This window comes from Flavobacterium xizangense, assembly GCF_054075145.1.
On the sequence record NZ_JBSIPG010000001.1, the window covers coordinates 603,188 to 619,584 of the forward strand.

A 16,397-nucleotide genomic window follows, 5' to 3' on the forward strand; every position below is an offset into this window, starting at 1 on the left:
AGATAAGTTCATATGTTGATTTCTGTTGAAAATGGCATTTTTGATATTGATAACTTTTCCAAAAATTCAAGAAACTTTTCTTGCATATTTCATTCCAGTTTTGGATTAGGTTTTTTTTCGACACAACCAAAAAAAACTTCTAATTTTCTTTTCGAACTTATTAACATTTTCTGTTAACTTAAAGTTAATTGAATATCAAGCAATTACAAACTCCTATTAACACCTCAAAATTTTAACAAATATTCTATTTATTCTTCATTGATTTTGAGGTACTTATATAGTTATCAAAATTGTTAATAACTGATAATGTTTTGACTGCAAGATAGTTGTAAAATAAAGGTTTTACTAACTCCGACCACTAGCGTATTACGAATTTATTTTAATTATAAGAAAGATGTTTATTGTGAGGTTTAAAGTAACGATATAAAAGAAATTCGTGAAAATTGGTGAAATTCGTGGCAACCGTTTATTAATTAAGTAAATTTGCATAACACAACTTAATAGTATAGAAAAATGAAAATTTCAATAGGAAACGATCACGCAGGTCCAGAATATAAAAAAGCAATTGTTGAAATGCTGAAAGCAAGAGGGTATGAAGTAACTAATTATGGTACAGATACTGATGCTTCTGTAGATTATCCAGATTTTGGGCATCCCGTTGCAAATGATGTATCTGAAGGAAAAGCTGATTTTGGAATCGTAATCTGCGGAAGCGGAAACGGAATCGCAATGACTGTTAATAAACATCCGAAAGTAAGAGCTGGCTTATGTTGGACTAAAGAAATAGCGTATTTAACGCGTTTACATAATGATGCAAATATTGTGAGTATCCCGGCACGTTTTACTTCTATTCATCAAGCTGTTGAAATCGTTGAAACTTTCCTTGATACAGCTTTCGAAGGCGGAAGACATCAAAATAGAGTGAATAAAATCGCTTGTGTATAAAAAGTAAAAAAAAAAATCGGTGCTTCGCACCATATATAAACACACCGGGCGGATTTTTTAATTTGTCCGGTTTTTTATTTAAGTATTTATAATTCAGTGTTTTAAATTGCTTTAAAGATGCTTTTTTTTTGAGTTATCAACAATGTTAATATCTATATTTTGTTAGTTAAATAGAGATAAATTAAAATAGCCTGAATTAAAAATATAAAAGAGAATTTGACAATAAATGAAGTTTTACTCGTTTTATGTCTGAAAATGAACATTGCTGTTAATAAACCAGGAGTTCCTCCTATTAATTGTAGAAAGAATAGCGTGTTTTCCGGTATTCTTCGTTTATTTTTTCGAGCTTGATGTTTATCGTAACCAGCAAGAATAAAAACGATGATATTTATAAATAAAAAATAGAGTAAAAAAATTTCCATTCGCATAATATTAAAAACAAAGATATTATTTTAGCCGAACGGTTAGTGATTTTTCTTGTATATTTTAACAAGTAAATTATACTAATTTATAATTAAGAATTTATTTCATTAAAAGTATGACTAATATTCAATTCATTGCCAAGTCTGTTCAGGCGCCCGCAGTAAGTATTCAAAACACAGTAAAATTATTAGAGGAAGATTGTACGATTCCATTTATTTCGCGCTACCGAAAAGACAGTACAGGAAATCTTGATGAAACTGTAATTGAGCTGATTGCAAAATTGCAAAAAGATTATGATACACTTGTAAAACGTAAAGAAGCAGTTCTGAAATCTATTGAAGAGCAAAAAGCGCTTACGCCAGAATTGAAGAAAAAAATTGAAGATAGTTTTGATTTACAGGAAATCGAAGATTTTTACCTTCCATACAAAAAGAAGAAAAAAACAAAGGCTGATGTTGCCCGCGAATTTGGTTTAGAACCTTTGGCAAAATTGATTATGTCTGAAAGTGATGTTGATATTGATTTTCTTTCTACACAATATATTAATGAAAATGTTATTAATGAAGAAGCAGCTATTCAAGGTGCAAGAGATATTGTAGCTGAATGGATTAACGAAAATATTTACGTTCGTAAACAGCTTCGAAGATTATTTCAGCGAAAAGCGACCATTGCTACAAAAGTGGTGAAAAAGAAAGCCGAAGAAGAAGGAGCACAAAAATTCAGCCAATATTTTGATTGGGAAGAACCGTTGACAAAAGCGCCGGCTCACCGTTTATTGGCAATGCTTCGTGCAGAAAATGAAGGTTTTATCAAAATGAAAATTGATGTTGATATCGATGATGCGTATGACGTAATTGATGAAATCATCATTAAAAAACAAAATAATACGACAGCTCATTTGCAATTAGCAATTGAGGATAGTTATAAACGTTTATTGAATCCGGCAATAGGAAATGAAACGTTGCAGGAAGCAAAGGCAAAAGCCGATGCCAATTCAATTCAGGTTTTTGCTAACAATTTAGGACAGTTATTATTGGCTCCGCCTTTGGGAGAAAAACGAATTCTGGCAATTGATCCAGGCTTTAGAAGCGGTTGTAAAGTAGTTTGTTTGGACGAAAAAGGTGATTTATTATACAACGAAACGATTTATCCGCACGCACCTCAAAATGAGGAATCAATGGCGATTAAAAAAATCCGTTCGATGGTAAATGCGTATCAAATTGATGCCATTTCAATTGGAAACGGAACAGCTTCTCGGGAAACGGAATTTTTTATAAAAAAAATCGCCTTCGACAAACCGGTGCAGGTTTTTATTGTTTCTGAGGCTGGAGCTTCGGTTTATTCGGCATCAAAAATTGCGAGAGAAGAATTTCCAAATTATGATGTAACGGTTCGTGGTTCGGTATCTATCGGAAGACGACTATCAGATCCTTTGGCCGAATTGGTAAAAATCGATCCAAAAGCAATTGGAGTTGGACAATATCAACATGATGTTGATCAGACAAAATTAAAAGAAGAATTAGATAATACTGTAATTCGTTGCGTAAACTCGGTTGGAATTAATATCAACACAGCAAGTAAACATTTACTAAGTTATGTGAGTGGAATAGGAGAGAAGCTGGCCGAAAACATCGTACAATATCGTTCTGAAAACGGACCTTTTGAAGATAGAAAGCAACTGAAAAAAGTGCCTCGTTTAGGCGATAAAGCTTATCAACAAGGAGCGGCATTTATTAGAATTACAAATGCTAAAAATCCGCTTGATAATTCGGCAGTACATCCAGAAGCTTATCCCGTTGTTGAAAAGATGGCAAAAGATTTGAATATTTCTCTCAATGATTTGATTGCAAACAAAGAGAAAACAGCCCTTATTAAGCCCGAAAAGTATATAACACCTGAAATTGGTTTACTGACATTGAAAGACATCATAAAAGAGCTTGAAAAGCCTGGATTAGATCCAAGAAAATCGGCTAAGGTTTTTGAATTTGATGCAAACGTAAAATCGATTAAAGATGTAAAAATCGGAATGATTTTGCCAGGAATTGTTAATAACATCACCAACTTTGGTTGTTTTGTTGATATCGGAATTAAAGAAAGTGGTTTGGTTCACATTTCTCAGTTAAAAGCCGGATTTGTGAGTGATGTAAACGAAGTGGTAAAATTACATCAGCATGTTGATGTAAAAGTGACTGAGGTCGATGAAGATAGAAAGAGAATTCAGTTAACAATGGTTTTGTAAAATTCCAAATAAGAGAGATAACAAAAAAAATCCCAGACTACAATTTGTAATCTGGGATTTTAAATTTTTAAAAAGTTGTAAATATTATTTTACTTCTTCGTCTTGCTTTTTAGCTGCAGGTTGATCGTCTTTAGCAGCGTTTTTGAATTCTTTGATTCCGCTTCCTAAACCTTTCATTAATTCTGGAATTTTTTTACCTCCAAAAAGTAATATCACAATACCTACTATAACAAGGATTTCTGTAAGACCTAATCTTCCCATGATTGTATATTTAATGCCGAAGCAAATTTATTTTCGTTTTCACCGCAAAGGTATATAGAATATACGAACAACAAGAGTTTTTGGATTAAAATATTTGTTTCTTACAGCGTTAAATATTTTATAAAATAATAAAATTGCTTTATTTGACGTTTTTTCTTCACTATCATCAATACTATTAATTGCTATATTTGCTCATATAATCATCCGAAATGACGAAGAAAAAATTTGATTTCAGAAAAAAATTATTCATCAAAAACCGATTGGTAATTTTGAACGAAAATACTTTTGAAGAGATTTTTTCATTTCGGCTAACGTTAATGAATGTCTTTGTAACATTTACTTTAGGAGGGATATTTTTAATTTTAGTAACCACATTTATTATTGCTTTTACACCTTTGCGCGAGTTTATTCCAGGGTATTCTTCAACTGAATTAAAAAGAAATGCTACCAAATTGGCTATAAAGTCTGATTCTTTGGAAACTGCTTTAAAGAAAAATGAAGCCTATTTACAAGGTGTTCAGAAAGTTTTGAGAGGTGAATTGGATTATGCAAAATTCAATAAAGATTCCATTTTGGCGGAAGTTGACGATCCAGGTGAACTCAATATGAAAACTTCTGAAGAGGAAATTAAACTTAGAGAAGAAGTTGCCAAAATAGAGAAAGAATCAGGCGAGAATAAAACTCAGAAAAAGAAAAGCGACAAAAAATAATACCATATCAAATGTCAATTAAATCGATAGCAGCAAAAATTTTTGCGCGAAAAATATACAATCAAACACAAGCTTGGTCCAATAAACCAGTTGTAACACAATTGGAAGTTTTTAAAAGTTTGATTCAAAACGCCAAAGAAACTAAATTTGGTAAAGATCATGATTTTGGAAATATAAAAACGATTGAAGATTTTCAAAAAAAAGTTCCGATTCGGGATTATGAAGACTTGAAAACCTATATTGAAAAAGTCAAAATTGGTGAAGCAGATATCCTTTGGAAAGGAAAACCGATTTATTTTGCCAAAACTTCCGGAACAACTTCTGGCGCAAAATATATTCCGCTTACGAAAGAATCAATGCCTTTTCACGTTGAAGCGGCGCGAAATGCGATTCTGCATTATATTCACGAAACCGGAAATGCCGATTTTGTTGATGGAAAAATGATTTTTTTGCAAGGAAGCCCAATTTTAACTGAAAAACATGGAATTAAATTTGGAAGACTTTCTGGAATCGTCGCACATTTTGTTCCGAAATATTTGCAGAAAAACCGAATGCCATCTTGGGAAACCAATTGTATTGATGATTGGGAAACCAAAGTAAACGCTATTGTCGATGAAACGATCAAAGAAGACATGTCGGTTATTTCAGGAATTCCGTCTTGGGTGCAAATGTATTTTGAGCGTTTACAGCAAAAAAGCGGTGGAAAAAAAATCAGTGAGATTTTCAAAAACTTTAATTTGTTCATTTACGGAGGTGTGAATTATGAACCGTATCGTGCCAAATTTGAGCAAATGATTGGCAAAAAAGTAGACAGCATTGAGCTGTTTCCGGCTTCTGAAGGATTTTTTGCTTATCAGGATTCACAAAAGGAAAAGGGAATGCTTTTGCTGTTGAATTCTGGAATTTTCTACGAATTCATTAAAGCCGATGAATTCTTTACCGAAAATCCAAAACGTTATACAATTGGCGAAGTTGAATTGGGCGTGAATTATGCTCTAATTGTTTCTACAAATGCTGGACTTTGGGGTTATAATATTGGCGATACTATTCAGTTTACATCTTTAGCGCCTTATCGTGTCATAGTTTCAGGGCGCATCAAACATTATATTTCGGCTTTTGGTGAACACGTTATAGCCAATGAAGTCGAAAATGCCATGAAAGAAGCCACCGCCGGAACAAATATCGTAATTAACGAATTTACCGTTGCTCCTCAAATTACGCCGTCAAACGGATTGCCGTATCATGAATGGTTAATAGAATTTGAAAGAGAACCGGAAAACATTGAAACTTTCGCGGAAGCGATTGACGATTCAATGCGAAAACAAAATATTTATTACGATGATTTAATTACCGGAAATGTTTTACAGAAAGTAGTTATAACCAAAGTTTCAAAAAATGGATTTCAGGAGTATATGAAATCGCAAGGAAAATTAGGCGGACAGAATAAAATTCCGAGATTGTCGAATGATAGAAAGATTGCGGATAATTTAAAGTAGGAAAATATTTATATTTTTAAGTTAATGCTTTTTTTAGTGAATAAAAAAAGATAGAAGCATTAAGTTATTATGAATAAAGAAAAATTTCAAAATAAATATCGCATTTCTTCAATAAGAGCGCAATGGTGGGATTATGGTTGGAACGCTGCTTATTTTATCACAATTTGTACACAAGACAGAGAACATTATTTTGGAGAAATTCAAAATAATAAAATGATTTTGTCAGAGGTCGGTATTATTGCGGTATCAAATCCCAATACACCATAAAAACGTTGAACTGGGGGATTTTGTGGTCATGCCAAATCATATTCACGGGATTTTAATTATTGATAGCGTACAGACAGGGCATGCCCCGTCTCAACACGCCCTGTCTCCACGATTTCAAAATATTGAAAAAAACACCATTTCGTCAATTGTTGGATCCTATAAATCTGCCGTCACCAAACATGCCAATAGATTAGGATATCCACATTAGTGGCAAAAATTATTTTACGACAATATCATTAGAAGCAATAATGATTATCAAAGAATTTCCGATTACATTGTTTCAATTCCGGAAAATTGGGCAAAGGATAAATTTAAAGCAGAAGATAAATCAAAATCAATATGATTTAAAAAAAAATTATATTGTAGATACAAGGCATGCCTTGTATTTCCCTACATTTGAGTTTACAAAATAAAATAGCATGAAAGAAACCAAACATATATCAAGATCAAGAGCTCAGGAATCATCTGCAGCGATAGAAAAAATGTACATTACAATGCGTCATTTATTCAACCGAGGTTTTTATAAACCAATGGGAGTTTCTGGCGATAGTTTAAGAGAATCATTATTGGCTTTACGTCCGGAAATCTACGGAAATATTGCCGAAGAAAAAGTAGAATTAAACGGACTTTTGTATGTTATAGAACGTCTTCCAATAGGAATAGAGCAGTGCAGATTCATCAATTTAACTTCAGACGAAGGCTATTCGAAATCGCATTTTCAGCCCATTGTTCCTCCAAAAAGAAGAAGAAATTGTTATAGAATCGACGAAGAACAAATGAACGTCGAAATCACGCGCGGACGTTCAGATATTTATGATATTCTGACGCATTTGACTTTTATTTTCATCGAATCTCATAAAATTAAAAACAGAGTTTTAATTGACGACGGTGGTGAAGTCTCTCGTGACTGGCTAAAATTAGAACAAGCCGTTACGCAGACAAAAAAGCTTTCGCAGATTGAAAAAGAAAAAGCAATTTCGCACGTTGCCAATATTTTAGCCAGAACTTTTGAGGAAGTTTTGGATATTTATGATGCTTTCGGTTCAGAAAATGCGCCGGATCGTTTCTTGCACGTCATTTATTGGTTAGGAAAGTTAGCAATCGAGGAAATTGTTGAAAACAACAAACGAACAATTACGTTCAGTCCCGTTTTGCGTGAACGTTTAGGACATCATATTCACGGAGAAATCTGGGCAACAAACATCAAGGAAGTTTTAAAAGCAAATGACCTTTTAAAACGCCCAATTCACGTTATCAGTGCCAATATGCACAGTGTGATGAACTCGATTTTTGCAACGCCATTATTAACTTCAAAATACAAGGGCAAAGCCGATTTCTTTATTTATGAAGAATTGAGCAGTTCAGGTTCGAAAGAAATTAGAGGCCAGGTTGAAGAATTGGCTCTTAAAAACGGAATGATATCTTTACCAGATTGTTCAGGAACAAATATCGACGTTCAGATTTTTGATACAGCCAAAATTGATTGGTCAAAAACAGCATTTTCAAACGCAAATGTGGGCGAGGAAAAGCCAGTAATTATTGTAATGGACTATGCCTTTGGCGAGCAGGCTTATGAAACCATCGATGAGCTTTTAAAACCATTTAAAAAAGAGACTTTGCTGAATGTAAAATCGGTTTCGATTATGGGTAAAGCCGGAATTCTGGAAGGCGGAAAAGGCGATATTATGATTCCGACAGCACATATCAATGAAGGAACGGCGGATAATTATTTCTTCGAAAATGAATTAACTGGTGATATGTTCAGAGGAAATGATATCGATGTTTATGAAGGCGCAATGGTTACCGTTCTTGGAACTTCATTGCAAAACAGAGATTTATTGAAATTTTTCCACGAATCGACGTGGGGCGTAATTGGTCTGGAAATGGAAGGTTCTTATTACCAAAAAGCCATTCAATCAGCATCTAAAATCAGAAAAAGCGTGCCGCATGATATTAAAGTGCGTTATGCTTATTATGCATCAGATAATCCTTTGGAAACAGGAAGTACATTGGCTTCAGGCGGATTGGGAACAACCGGTGTAAAACCAACGTATTTAATTACCATTAAAATTTTGGAACAAATTTTCAACGTAAAATAAAGTTATACATGAGTACGAACGTACCCCAAAATACAGATCAGGAAATAGATATTTTTCAGCTTTCAAAAAACATTAGAGGTTTTTTTGATCGTGTTAGCAGATCAATTTTTAGAACGATTCAGTTTTTTATCCGAAATTGGATCACAATTGTGATTTTGATTGTACTTGGAGTTGCTCTTGGATTTTATTTAGATTCGAATAAAAAAACATTTAAGAATGAGGTTGTTGTTGCACCAAATTTTGAAAGTGTCGATTATTTGTATGCCAAAATTGATTTGATTCAGGCTAAAATTGTTACAGGCGATGTTGATTTTTTATCGCAGATGGGAATTTCTGATCGAAATGCAATCAGAAAAATTGAAATAAAGCCTGTTGCCGATGTTTATAAATTTATTGAAGATAAGGAACAAAATCTGGAACTTATTAAATTAATGGCTGAGGTTGGCGATGTAAAAAAGGTTTTAGAAGACAATGTAACCAGCAAAAATTATACATATCATACGATTACTTTTGTTTCAAACAAAGAAATAAGCGAAAAAGAAGTGGTTGAACCGTTGTTGAAATACCTAAACAATTCCACTTATTTTGACGCGATTCAAAAAATTGGATATAAAAACCTTGAAAAAGAAATTGCGCAAAATGATACTATAATTGCGCAAATAGATCAGGTTTTAAAAGGCCTTTCGAGTACGTCAAAAAGTGACAAAGTGGTTTATTATAATGAAAATCTGCAATTGAATGACATTCTTAAAACCAAACAAAAACTGATTCTTGAACAAGGAAAAAACAGATTCAAATTAATCACTTTTGATAAAACAATTAAAGAAATCAACTCGACGCTGAATATCAACGAAAATAAAATAGTGAATGGAAATCTAAAAGTGATTCTTCCGTTTGTCTTTATTTTTGTTTTTACTCTCGTAAGTCTGTTTTTGAATTTTTATCGTAAACAGCTTGCGCTCTCAAAGGAAAATCAACTTTAAAAAAATTGAAAAGCAACGCTATATTAAAAAGGATTTCGAAAAATCTGTTTTTAAAACAAGTTTTCAGCACTTTATCGCTACGTGTTTTTGGAGCATTATTGCTATTTGGATTTACTGTTTTCCTTACTAAAACCTATAGTCCAAAATTAGTTGGACAGTACGATTTTGTCCGTTCATTTTTATTATCTATCGGGAGTATTTGTTTGCTTGGCTTTGATCAGTCGATATTGTATTTTAAAGGAAAATTAGCAAGTCAAAATGCACTAGAGGAATTAAAAAGGATATATGCCAAAATGGTCGGAATGCTTTTTTGCACTTCGTTGCTGGTTTTGCTCATTATTGCGCTTATCAGCAAAGAAACGATTAACAATTATTTTGCTGATTCTGATGTATACTGGATACTTTTAAAAGCGGCGGCAACGTTGTTTTTCTCTGGAATTTCTACCTTAAATACAGAAGTTTTCAGAGCTTTAGATAAATTATATGTGGCCGAATTATTTCGGAATATTATCAAATATGTTCCATTGATTATCGGTTCTGTTATTTTGTTTTATTGGCACGAAGAAGAATATTTGGTTGATGTTTTTCTTCTTGGATTTGTTTTTCTTGCGGTTCTGAGTTCGCTTTTTGTTTTGATGTATTTTAGAAAAACCGAATATCTGAAAACCGCCGAAAAAATTTCGCATAAAGAAGTGTTTTTAAAATCATATCCAATTGCCATCAGCGCAATGGCGTTGTTTTTATTGATGTGTTTTGATATCATGTTTTTAAAGAAATATCGAAACGATGAAACCGTTGCTTTTTATTCGGTTGGAGTTAAAATAATGACGATTATTTCAATAATAATCGTTTCGATAAATATTACGGTTTCAGCCAAAATTGCAGAATACTTTTCGGGCCATAAAATGACAGAATTAAAAGCCGTTTCAAGAAATAGCGCTCGAATAATTTTCGGAATAACGCTTCCGGTTATCTTGCTGATTAGTTATTTTTCAAAATCTATTTTATCTATTTTTGGACATCAATATGTTGTGGCTCAGGAAGCATTTTTAATTTTGATTATTGGTCAGGGAATTTGTTCGGCATTTGGAACAGCCTCTGTTTATTTGAATATGACCGGAAGACAGCAGATTTTTCAGGTTATTTTAATGATTGCGGTTATAATTAATTTTACTTTAAACCGATTTTTAATTCCGATTTACGGAATGACTGGCGCCGCGATTGCCTTTGTTTCGAGTTCCTTTTTCTGGAATTTTGTTTCGGCAATCGTTATTTATCGAAAAGATAAAATAAAAGTGTTTCTGCATTAAAAAATTGTGCTATGAACATCCAGAAAGAGACTTTGCTTTTCAGCATTATTATTCCTGTTTATAACGTTGAGGATTATTTACCACAATGTTTAGAAAGTATTTTGTGCCAAAGTTTTTCTGACTTTGAACTAATTTTAATCAATGACGGATCAACAGATTCTTCGCCGGAAATCTGTCAGCAATACAAACAAAAATTTCCTCAGATAACGCTTATCAACAAAAAAAATGGTGGTTTGTCTGATGCCAGAAATGCGGGATTATTAGCAGCAAAAGGAGATTATATTATTTTTACCGACAGCGATGATTATTGGCAGGGAAAACAGGTTTTGGAAGATTTAAGTAATTTAATTTCGAAAACAAATCCGGATATTATTATTCACGAAGAAAGTCGTTTTTTTTCAAAAAATGATGTGCACTGCAAATACAATCAGCGATTTATAAAAAATAAAAGCGGGAAATTTGAAGATGAGGTTTTAAATCTGGTTTACTACGATTTGTACGTTGCTTCGGCTTGGGATAAAGTAATTAAAAGAGAAATTTTAATCGAAAATAAATTATTTTTTCCTGTCGGAAGAAAATCAGAAGATATAGAATGGTGCGGAAAATTGATGCATTATATAAAGACGTTCAGTATTTATTCGAAATCATTTTATGTGTACCGTCAGGCGCGCGAGGGTTCAATAACAACAACGGTAAGTGCGAAACATATTCAAGACGTTTATGAAATGGTAAAAGAGGGTTTGAGTGCGCAAAAAACACTGTCAGAAACTCTAAAAAAAGCAATCGAAAATTATTGGGCCTGCAATTATGTGGTAATTCTAAAGGATTTTTATGTTTTGGCGCCTGAAACACAAAAGCAGATTTGGCACGATTTAATTTCTTGGAAATATCTTCTTAAAAAAGGGCGCAATGTAAAAGTAGACAAAGTGATGAAATTCTATAAATTTTTGTCTTTCAAAACATTGATTTTCTTTTTGAATGGGTACCGATTAAAAAGAAGCCTCAATAAAAAACGTAGAGCGTCAAAGTAAACTAGAAATATGCAATTATTGATCAAAAAAAGTACAGCGGCATTTTTGCTGATTGCTTCAGCTAATTTAGTTGTGGCATTTCTGGCTTATTTTGTTTTGCCACCCAAATTTTTCTATGATTCTGCCATTTTAATTTATGATAAATACAATGAAATAGGGTATTTTGGGAGCTATCCGCTTACTATTTTATTCTATAAAATAATAGGTTTCAGGCATCTTCCTTTTCCAATAATTGCATTAATTCAATATCCAATACTCATTTATGTTTTATACAAAATTGGAATTCCCAATAATTTTGAAAAACTGAATATCAAGAATATTTTAGTTTATCTCGGCTTATTTATGATAGCGATTTTCATATCGATGCCATCAAAAGAATTTATTACCTATTTGTTTATTGCGGTAATTGTTTTGTTATGTCAAAATGAGCGTTTTTCGTTTCCAAAAACCATTTTTATAGCATTAGTGCTCTTAATTGTTTTTGGAGCTTTATACCGACCTTATTTTGCTTTAATTCCCGTTGTTGGCGGCGGAATGTATTTGGTGAGTTTCATTAATTTTAAAAATAAAACCATAAGTACCATTTTTTATGGATTGTTGATTGCTGTTTTTCTGTCTTTGAGTTATGGAATTTTAAAAGGAAAGTATTTTTCTGAAATCAGCAGGGAAGTGGTGAACAGTACTCGAATGGTTTCCGCAGATGCCAATTCGATGATTACATCACCTGTAAAAACAGATACCTGGTATGGAGAAGCTATCGGAATTTTTTACGGTTTTTTTACAGTAAATCTTCCCGTAAACGGTTTAAAACATATTCTTTCACCTCAAATTATTGTTTTTGTAATTTGGCAACTTTTGGTATTTTACATTTTATTAGTCCGTTTTTCCAGATGTTTAAAAGAAAGAAAAAAATACCGTTATGAGCTTTTGATTATGTTCATTTTGTTTTCTTTTTTTATTCTCCAAGGTGTTTTTGAACCTGATTTAGGTTCGGCTGTCCGACATAAAATTGGGATTTTTCCTTTAATCTATTTTGCATTATATTATGAACATTTCCGAAAAGAACTTCAATAAAATAGTTCACATTTTTTTGTGTGTAATGGCCATTGCGATGATTTTCAGAAAACCGTGTTCATTGCTGATTATTTTGTTTGCGGCGTTTAATTTGGTGTTTTTCAAAAAACTGAAATACTCTAAAAAACAGCTCATTTTAATGGCCTGTATTGCTTCGCCAATTTTATTGGAATTATTACTTTTTTGGAACAATGACTCTTTTGCCCAAGGATTAAAGGCGATTGAAAAAAGAACATCGTTATTGATTTTTCCTTTGTTTATTATTGGAAATTACCAGCGCGTCAATTTTCTTAAAATAGTTCGGACTTATGTTATTGGAACAATCGTAATTATGTTTTTTTTCTTAATCCGTTTTGTGATTCTGTTTCCAGATTTGGTGGAGAAATATCTTAACCGAATTGATTTATGGGAAATGGGTTATCAATTTGCAAACAGTATCGGAATTCATGCGCCGGCTTTGAATATGCATTTGGCTTTTGTGTCGGTTTGTGCGTTGTATTTTGTTTTTGAAAGTTTTAAAAATCAGGAGAAAATGATATTTAAAATCAGTACTCTATTCGTTTTTTTATCTTCTTTTTTCTTCGTGCTTTTAGTAAATACTAGAATGGCGTTGATAAATGTTTTAATAGGATTTCTGATTGTTTTCTTTTATGAAATCCGATCAAAATTCAATTTGAAAAAGATTGCTTTAACTGGAGTTACAGTTTTTATTTTGTTGGGCGGAATTCTGTTTTTGTTCGTTCAGAAGAATCCTTATATGAGAGAAAAATATTCATCGGTAACGTTTGCCTATATGGATAAAGTGGGAAAATTAGATGAAATAGAGCATCCCGAAATAAAGGTTTTTAATTCATTGGTAACAAGGATTTCTATCTGGAAATCGGCTTGGGAATTGTCTGTAAAAAACCTTCCTTTTGGAGTTGGATCTTCAGATGGAAAACCTGAATTAAATAAATATTATAAAACAACGAATCAGCAATTTTTAGCCAAATATGAATTTCCGACGCACAACCAGTTTTTGGATTTTTTATTGAAATTTGGAATTCTCGGACCGCTTGTTGTGATGCTTTATATTTTTACGATTGGTTATTTGGGATATGATTTGAAAAATGCGATTATACTTTCGTTTTTTCTGATTTTTTTCACTTCAAATCTAACCGATGATTTTTTGCTCCGCTTTGACGGAATTGCCTTCAGCGGACTTTGGGCATCAATTTTTGCGAGTTATTGGCTTCAGCAGAAATTTACTCTTGATAAAGCGCCAGTAGCTGTTTAAAATTTTGATTTTTGTTGAATAAATCGTGACATCTTGCCAAAGCATTTTCGCCAAATTCTGCTCTGGTTTCAGGATTTTTTAAAGTTTCAAAGAAGCCATCCAATTCTGAAATATCAGTAAAAAGAAATCCGGTTTTGTTGTGCAGAATAGCATCTTTATTGCCAATTATATTAGTGGCTATAACCGGCTTTTGCAATGCCATAGCCTCAAGAACAGCAATTGGCAATCCTTCCCAAAGAGAAGTCTGCATATAAATATCTATATTGTTCAATTCTTTTAAAACCGTTTTTCGATCTAGAATCCAGCCTGTAATTCTGATGTTTGGAGCTGTAATTAAATGCCTTAATTCGCCGTCGCCAATCCACACAAAATTAAAATCAGGGAATTTTAAAGCAATTTGATTGAACATTTCAGGATTTCTGGCTGCTGTAATTCGGGCCATAATTCCAATTGTTAATTTCTCGTTTTGATGCGGTTTGTAATGTTCCTGTACACTAGCGATGTCAATTCCATTTCGGACTAATTTTGCGGGACCTAATTTTTGAGCGATTTTTTGTTCTGTATCACCGCAAGCTACAATTGTTCCGCCAAAGAAACGCTGAAAATTCTTTTCAATTGTCCAATAAATCGTTCGGAAAGTACTTGAAATATCGGTTCTTAAAAACGAATATCCGTGAGGCGTATAATAGAGTTTCTTTTTTTTAAATAAGAAAAAATACGCAACGCGTCCTAAAACACCCGCTTTTGACGAATGAAGATGGATGATATCCGGATTGATTTTTTTTAGTTCTTTAGTTAAGTTGTAAGCTGATTTTAAATCCTGAAATGGAGAAAGCTCCCGAACCATATTAACTTGGATCAGTTTAACGCCATCTGAGAATTCAGACTTGATTTTTTGAGCATCAATTTCTTTTCGATTACCGCTATAAATAATAGTGGTTTCTATTTTTTGGTTAATTTCATCATCTCCAAAGAAAGTCGATAAATCTCTAAAATAGGTATAAACGCCGCCGCCCAGCGCCTCAATTACATGTACAACTTTCAAAATAGTGGTTTTATTTGCGGGTAAAAATAGATAAATGAGTTTAATAATTATCTGAAATCACAAAACTTCTTTTTAAGATATAGATTCAAGTGTAATTTGAAAGGAGAGATATTTTAGTACATTTGTGCGTCTATTTAGGATTTTGTTGCCAAATGAAATCTGAAAATGTTCAATTAAATCAACTATGAAAAGAATACTTATTACCGGAGCAGCAGGATTTTTAGGATCGCATTTGTGTGATCGATTCATTAGAGAAGGTTATTTTGTTATTGGAATGGATAACCTGATTACTGGAGATCTTAAAAATATTGAGCATTTATTCAAGCTGGAAAACTTCGAATTTTATCATCATGATATTACAAAGTTTGTTCACATTCCGGGAGAGTTAGATTATATATTGCATTTTGCTTCACCCGCAAGCCCGATAGATTATTTAAAAATCCCGATTCAGACGTTAAAAGTTGGATCTTTGGGAACACACAACTTATTAGGCTTAGCGAGAGTTAAAAAAGCCAGAATTTTGATTGCATCGACTTCTGAAGTTTATGGAGATCCGCTGGTTCATCCTCAAACAGAAGAATATTATGGAAACGTCAATACAATTGGTCCACGTGGCGTTTATGATGAAGCAAAACGTTTTCAGGAATCAATTACGATGGCGTATCATACTTTTCATGGTGTAGAAACCAGAATCGTGCGTATTTTTAATACTTACGGTCCAAGAATGCGATTGAACGACGGTCGCGTAATTCCGGCTTTTATTGGACAAGCTTTGCGCGGAGAAGATTTAACGATTTTTGGAGACGGAATGCAGACACGCTCTTTCTGTTACGTTGATGATCAGGTTGAAGGTATTTTCAGATTATTGCATTCAGATTATGTTTATCCGGTAAACATTGGAAATCCGGACGAAATCACGATCAAAGATTTTGCAGAAGAAATTATAAAATTGACAGGAACAAACCAGAAAGTGGTTTATCATCCATTGCCAATAAACGACCCTTTACAGCGTCAGCCAGATACTACAAAAGCAAAAGAATTACTGGGTTGGGAAGCAAAAGTTAGCCGTGCAGAAGGAATGAAAATTACTTACGATTATTTTAAATCATTGTCTGCAGAAGAACTTTCAAAAGAAGAACATAAAGACTTTTCAAGCTATATAAAATAATACTTCACACAGCTCGAATTTAATTGAATTCGGGCTGTTTTTTAATTAAACTCCAAAAACAACCAGGATC

General features: G+C 32.9%; 15 protein-coding genes. 12 read left to right on the plus strand and 3 right to left on the minus strand.

Annotated elements, in window-relative coordinates; genetic code table 11:
* Nucleotides 1-513 precede the first annotated feature (513 nt).
* Nucleotides 514-945: a ribose 5-phosphate isomerase B gene (rpiB, locus tag ACWA1B_RS02495; protein ID WP_456904323.1), complete on the plus strand. Its 432-nt coding sequence runs from the start codon at nt 514-516 to the stop codon at nt 943-945.
* Between the two features lie 152 nt (nt 946-1,097).
* On the opposite strand, the gene ACWA1B_RS02500 is transcribed toward rpiB, so the two are convergent.
* Nucleotides 1,098-1,373, minus strand: a complete 276-nt coding sequence (locus tag ACWA1B_RS02500) for a DUF1294 domain-containing protein (protein ID WP_456904324.1) — start codon at nt 1,371-1,373, stop codon at nt 1,098-1,100.
* Nucleotides 1,374-1,483: 110 nt separating this feature from the next.
* On the opposite strand from ACWA1B_RS02500, the gene ACWA1B_RS02505 reads away from it, so the two are divergent.
* Entirely contained in the window at nt 1,484-3,607 is a 2,124-nt protein-coding gene (locus tag ACWA1B_RS02505) for a Tex family protein (protein WP_456904325.1), read from the plus strand.
* 84 nt (nt 3,608-3,691) lie between these two features.
* Here the strand turns inward: ACWA1B_RS02505 and ACWA1B_RS02510 are convergent, their stop codons facing one another.
* Complete coding sequence (locus tag ACWA1B_RS02510) at nt 3,692-3,868, minus strand: Sec-independent protein translocase subunit TatA/TatB (RefSeq protein ID WP_456904326.1); 177 nt, start codon at nt 3,866-3,868, stop codon at nt 3,692-3,694.
* Nucleotides 3,869-4,077: 209 nt separating this feature from the next.
* On the opposite strand from ACWA1B_RS02510, the gene ACWA1B_RS02515 reads away from it, so the two are divergent.
* From ACWA1B_RS02515 to ACWA1B_RS02555, 9 genes are all read left to right on the plus strand, one after another.
* Complete coding sequence (locus ACWA1B_RS02515; RefSeq protein WP_456904327.1) at nt 4,078-4,578, plus strand: peptidase; 501 nt, start codon at nt 4,078-4,080, stop codon at nt 4,576-4,578.
* A gap of 11 nt (nt 4,579-4,589) precedes the next feature.
* Nucleotides 4,590-6,074 (plus strand): GH3 auxin-responsive promoter family protein, encoded by a 1,485-nt coding sequence (locus ACWA1B_RS02520; RefSeq protein ID WP_456904328.1) that lies wholly within the window; start codon nt 4,590-4,592, stop codon nt 6,072-6,074.
* A 69-nt stretch (nt 6,075-6,143) separates the two neighbouring features.
* Nucleotides 6,144-6,341, plus strand: coding sequence for a hypothetical protein (locus ACWA1B_RS02525; RefSeq protein ID WP_456904329.1), 198 nt, complete (start codon nt 6,144-6,146; stop codon nt 6,339-6,341).
* Nucleotides 6,342-6,760: 419 nt separating this feature from the next.
* Nucleotides 6,761-8,440, plus strand: coding sequence for a DUF6909 family protein (locus ACWA1B_RS02530; protein WP_456904330.1), 1,680 nt, complete (start codon nt 6,761-6,763; stop codon nt 8,438-8,440).
* Between the two features lie 8 nt (nt 8,441-8,448).
* On the plus strand, nt 8,449-9,423 hold the full coding sequence (locus ACWA1B_RS02535; RefSeq protein ID WP_456904331.1) for a hypothetical protein: 975 nt from the start codon (nt 8,449-8,451) through the stop codon (nt 9,421-9,423).
* Between the two features lie 5 nt (nt 9,424-9,428).
* Complete coding sequence (locus tag ACWA1B_RS02540) at nt 9,429-10,733, plus strand: oligosaccharide flippase family protein (RefSeq protein ID WP_456904332.1); 1,305 nt, start codon at nt 9,429-9,431, stop codon at nt 10,731-10,733.
* Between the two features lie 11 nt (nt 10,734-10,744).
* Entirely contained in the window at nt 10,745-11,764 is a 1,020-nt protein-coding gene (locus ACWA1B_RS02545) for a glycosyltransferase family 2 protein (RefSeq protein WP_456904333.1), read from the plus strand.
* Nucleotides 11,765-11,773: 9 nt separating this feature from the next.
* Nucleotides 11,774-12,838 (plus strand): hypothetical protein, encoded by a 1,065-nt coding sequence (locus tag ACWA1B_RS02550; protein WP_456904334.1) that lies wholly within the window; start codon nt 11,774-11,776, stop codon nt 12,836-12,838.
* Between the two features lie 139 nt (nt 12,839-12,977).
* On the plus strand, nt 12,978-14,114 hold the full coding sequence (locus ACWA1B_RS02555) for an O-antigen ligase family protein (protein ID WP_456904335.1): 1,137 nt from the start codon (nt 12,978-12,980) through the stop codon (nt 14,112-14,114).
* On the opposite strand, the gene ACWA1B_RS02560 is transcribed toward ACWA1B_RS02555, so the two are convergent.
* Complete coding sequence (locus tag ACWA1B_RS02560) at nt 14,083-15,159, minus strand: glycosyltransferase (RefSeq protein WP_456904336.1); 1,077 nt, start codon at nt 15,157-15,159, stop codon at nt 14,083-14,085. The two genes, ACWA1B_RS02555 and ACWA1B_RS02560, sit on opposite strands and share 32 nt — an antisense overlap.
* A gap of 184 nt (nt 15,160-15,343) precedes the next feature.
* Between ACWA1B_RS02560 and ACWA1B_RS02565 the strand changes: the two genes are divergently transcribed.
* Nucleotides 15,344-16,327: a UDP-glucuronic acid decarboxylase family protein gene (locus ACWA1B_RS02565; protein WP_456904337.1), complete on the plus strand. Its 984-nt coding sequence runs from the start codon at nt 15,344-15,346 to the stop codon at nt 16,325-16,327.
* The last annotated feature ends 70 nt before the right edge of the window (nt 16,328-16,397 follow it).

What these genes read in the sequence shown, in the direction of transcription:
- ACWA1B_RS02515 (WP_456904327.1), top strand. Translation starts at nt 4,078, where the DNA reads ATGACGAAGAAAAAATTTGATTTCAGAAAAAAATTATTCATCAAAAAC.
- ACWA1B_RS02545 (WP_456904333.1), top strand. Translation starts at nt 10,745, where the DNA reads ATGAACATCCAGAAAGAGACTTTGCTTTTCAGCATTATTATTCCTGTT.
- ACWA1B_RS02565 (WP_456904337.1), top strand. Translation starts at nt 15,344, where the DNA reads ATGAAAAGAATACTTATTACCGGAGCAGCAGGATTTTTAGGATCGCAT.
- ACWA1B_RS02555 (WP_456904335.1), top strand. Translation starts at nt 12,978, where the DNA reads ATGGCCTGTATTGCTTCGCCAATTTTATTGGAATTATTACTTTTTTGG.
- ACWA1B_RS02530 (WP_456904330.1), top strand. Translation starts at nt 6,761, where the DNA reads ATGAAAGAAACCAAACATATATCAAGATCAAGAGCTCAGGAATCATCT.
- ACWA1B_RS02550 (WP_456904334.1), top strand. Translation starts at nt 11,774, where the DNA reads ATGCAATTATTGATCAAAAAAAGTACAGCGGCATTTTTGCTGATTGCT.
- rpiB (WP_456904323.1), top strand. Translation starts at nt 514, where the DNA reads ATGAAAATTTCAATAGGAAACGATCACGCAGGTCCAGAATATAAAAAA.
- ACWA1B_RS02520 (WP_456904328.1), top strand. Translation starts at nt 4,590, where the DNA reads ATGTCAATTAAATCGATAGCAGCAAAAATTTTTGCGCGAAAAATATAC.
- ACWA1B_RS02535 (WP_456904331.1), top strand. Translation starts at nt 8,449, where the DNA reads ATGAGTACGAACGTACCCCAAAATACAGATCAGGAAATAGATATTTTT.
- ACWA1B_RS02500 (WP_456904324.1), bottom strand. Translation starts at nt 1,373, where the DNA reads ATGCGAATGGAAATTTTTTTACTCTATTTTTTATTTATAAATATCATC.
- ACWA1B_RS02505 (WP_456904325.1), top strand. Translation starts at nt 1,484, where the DNA reads ATGACTAATATTCAATTCATTGCCAAGTCTGTTCAGGCGCCCGCAGTA.
- ACWA1B_RS02510 (WP_456904326.1), bottom strand. Translation starts at nt 3,868, where the DNA reads ATGGGAAGATTAGGTCTTACAGAAATCCTTGTTATAGTAGGTATTGTG.
- ACWA1B_RS02525 (WP_456904329.1), top strand. Translation starts at nt 6,144, where the DNA reads ATGAATAAAGAAAAATTTCAAAATAAATATCGCATTTCTTCAATAAGA.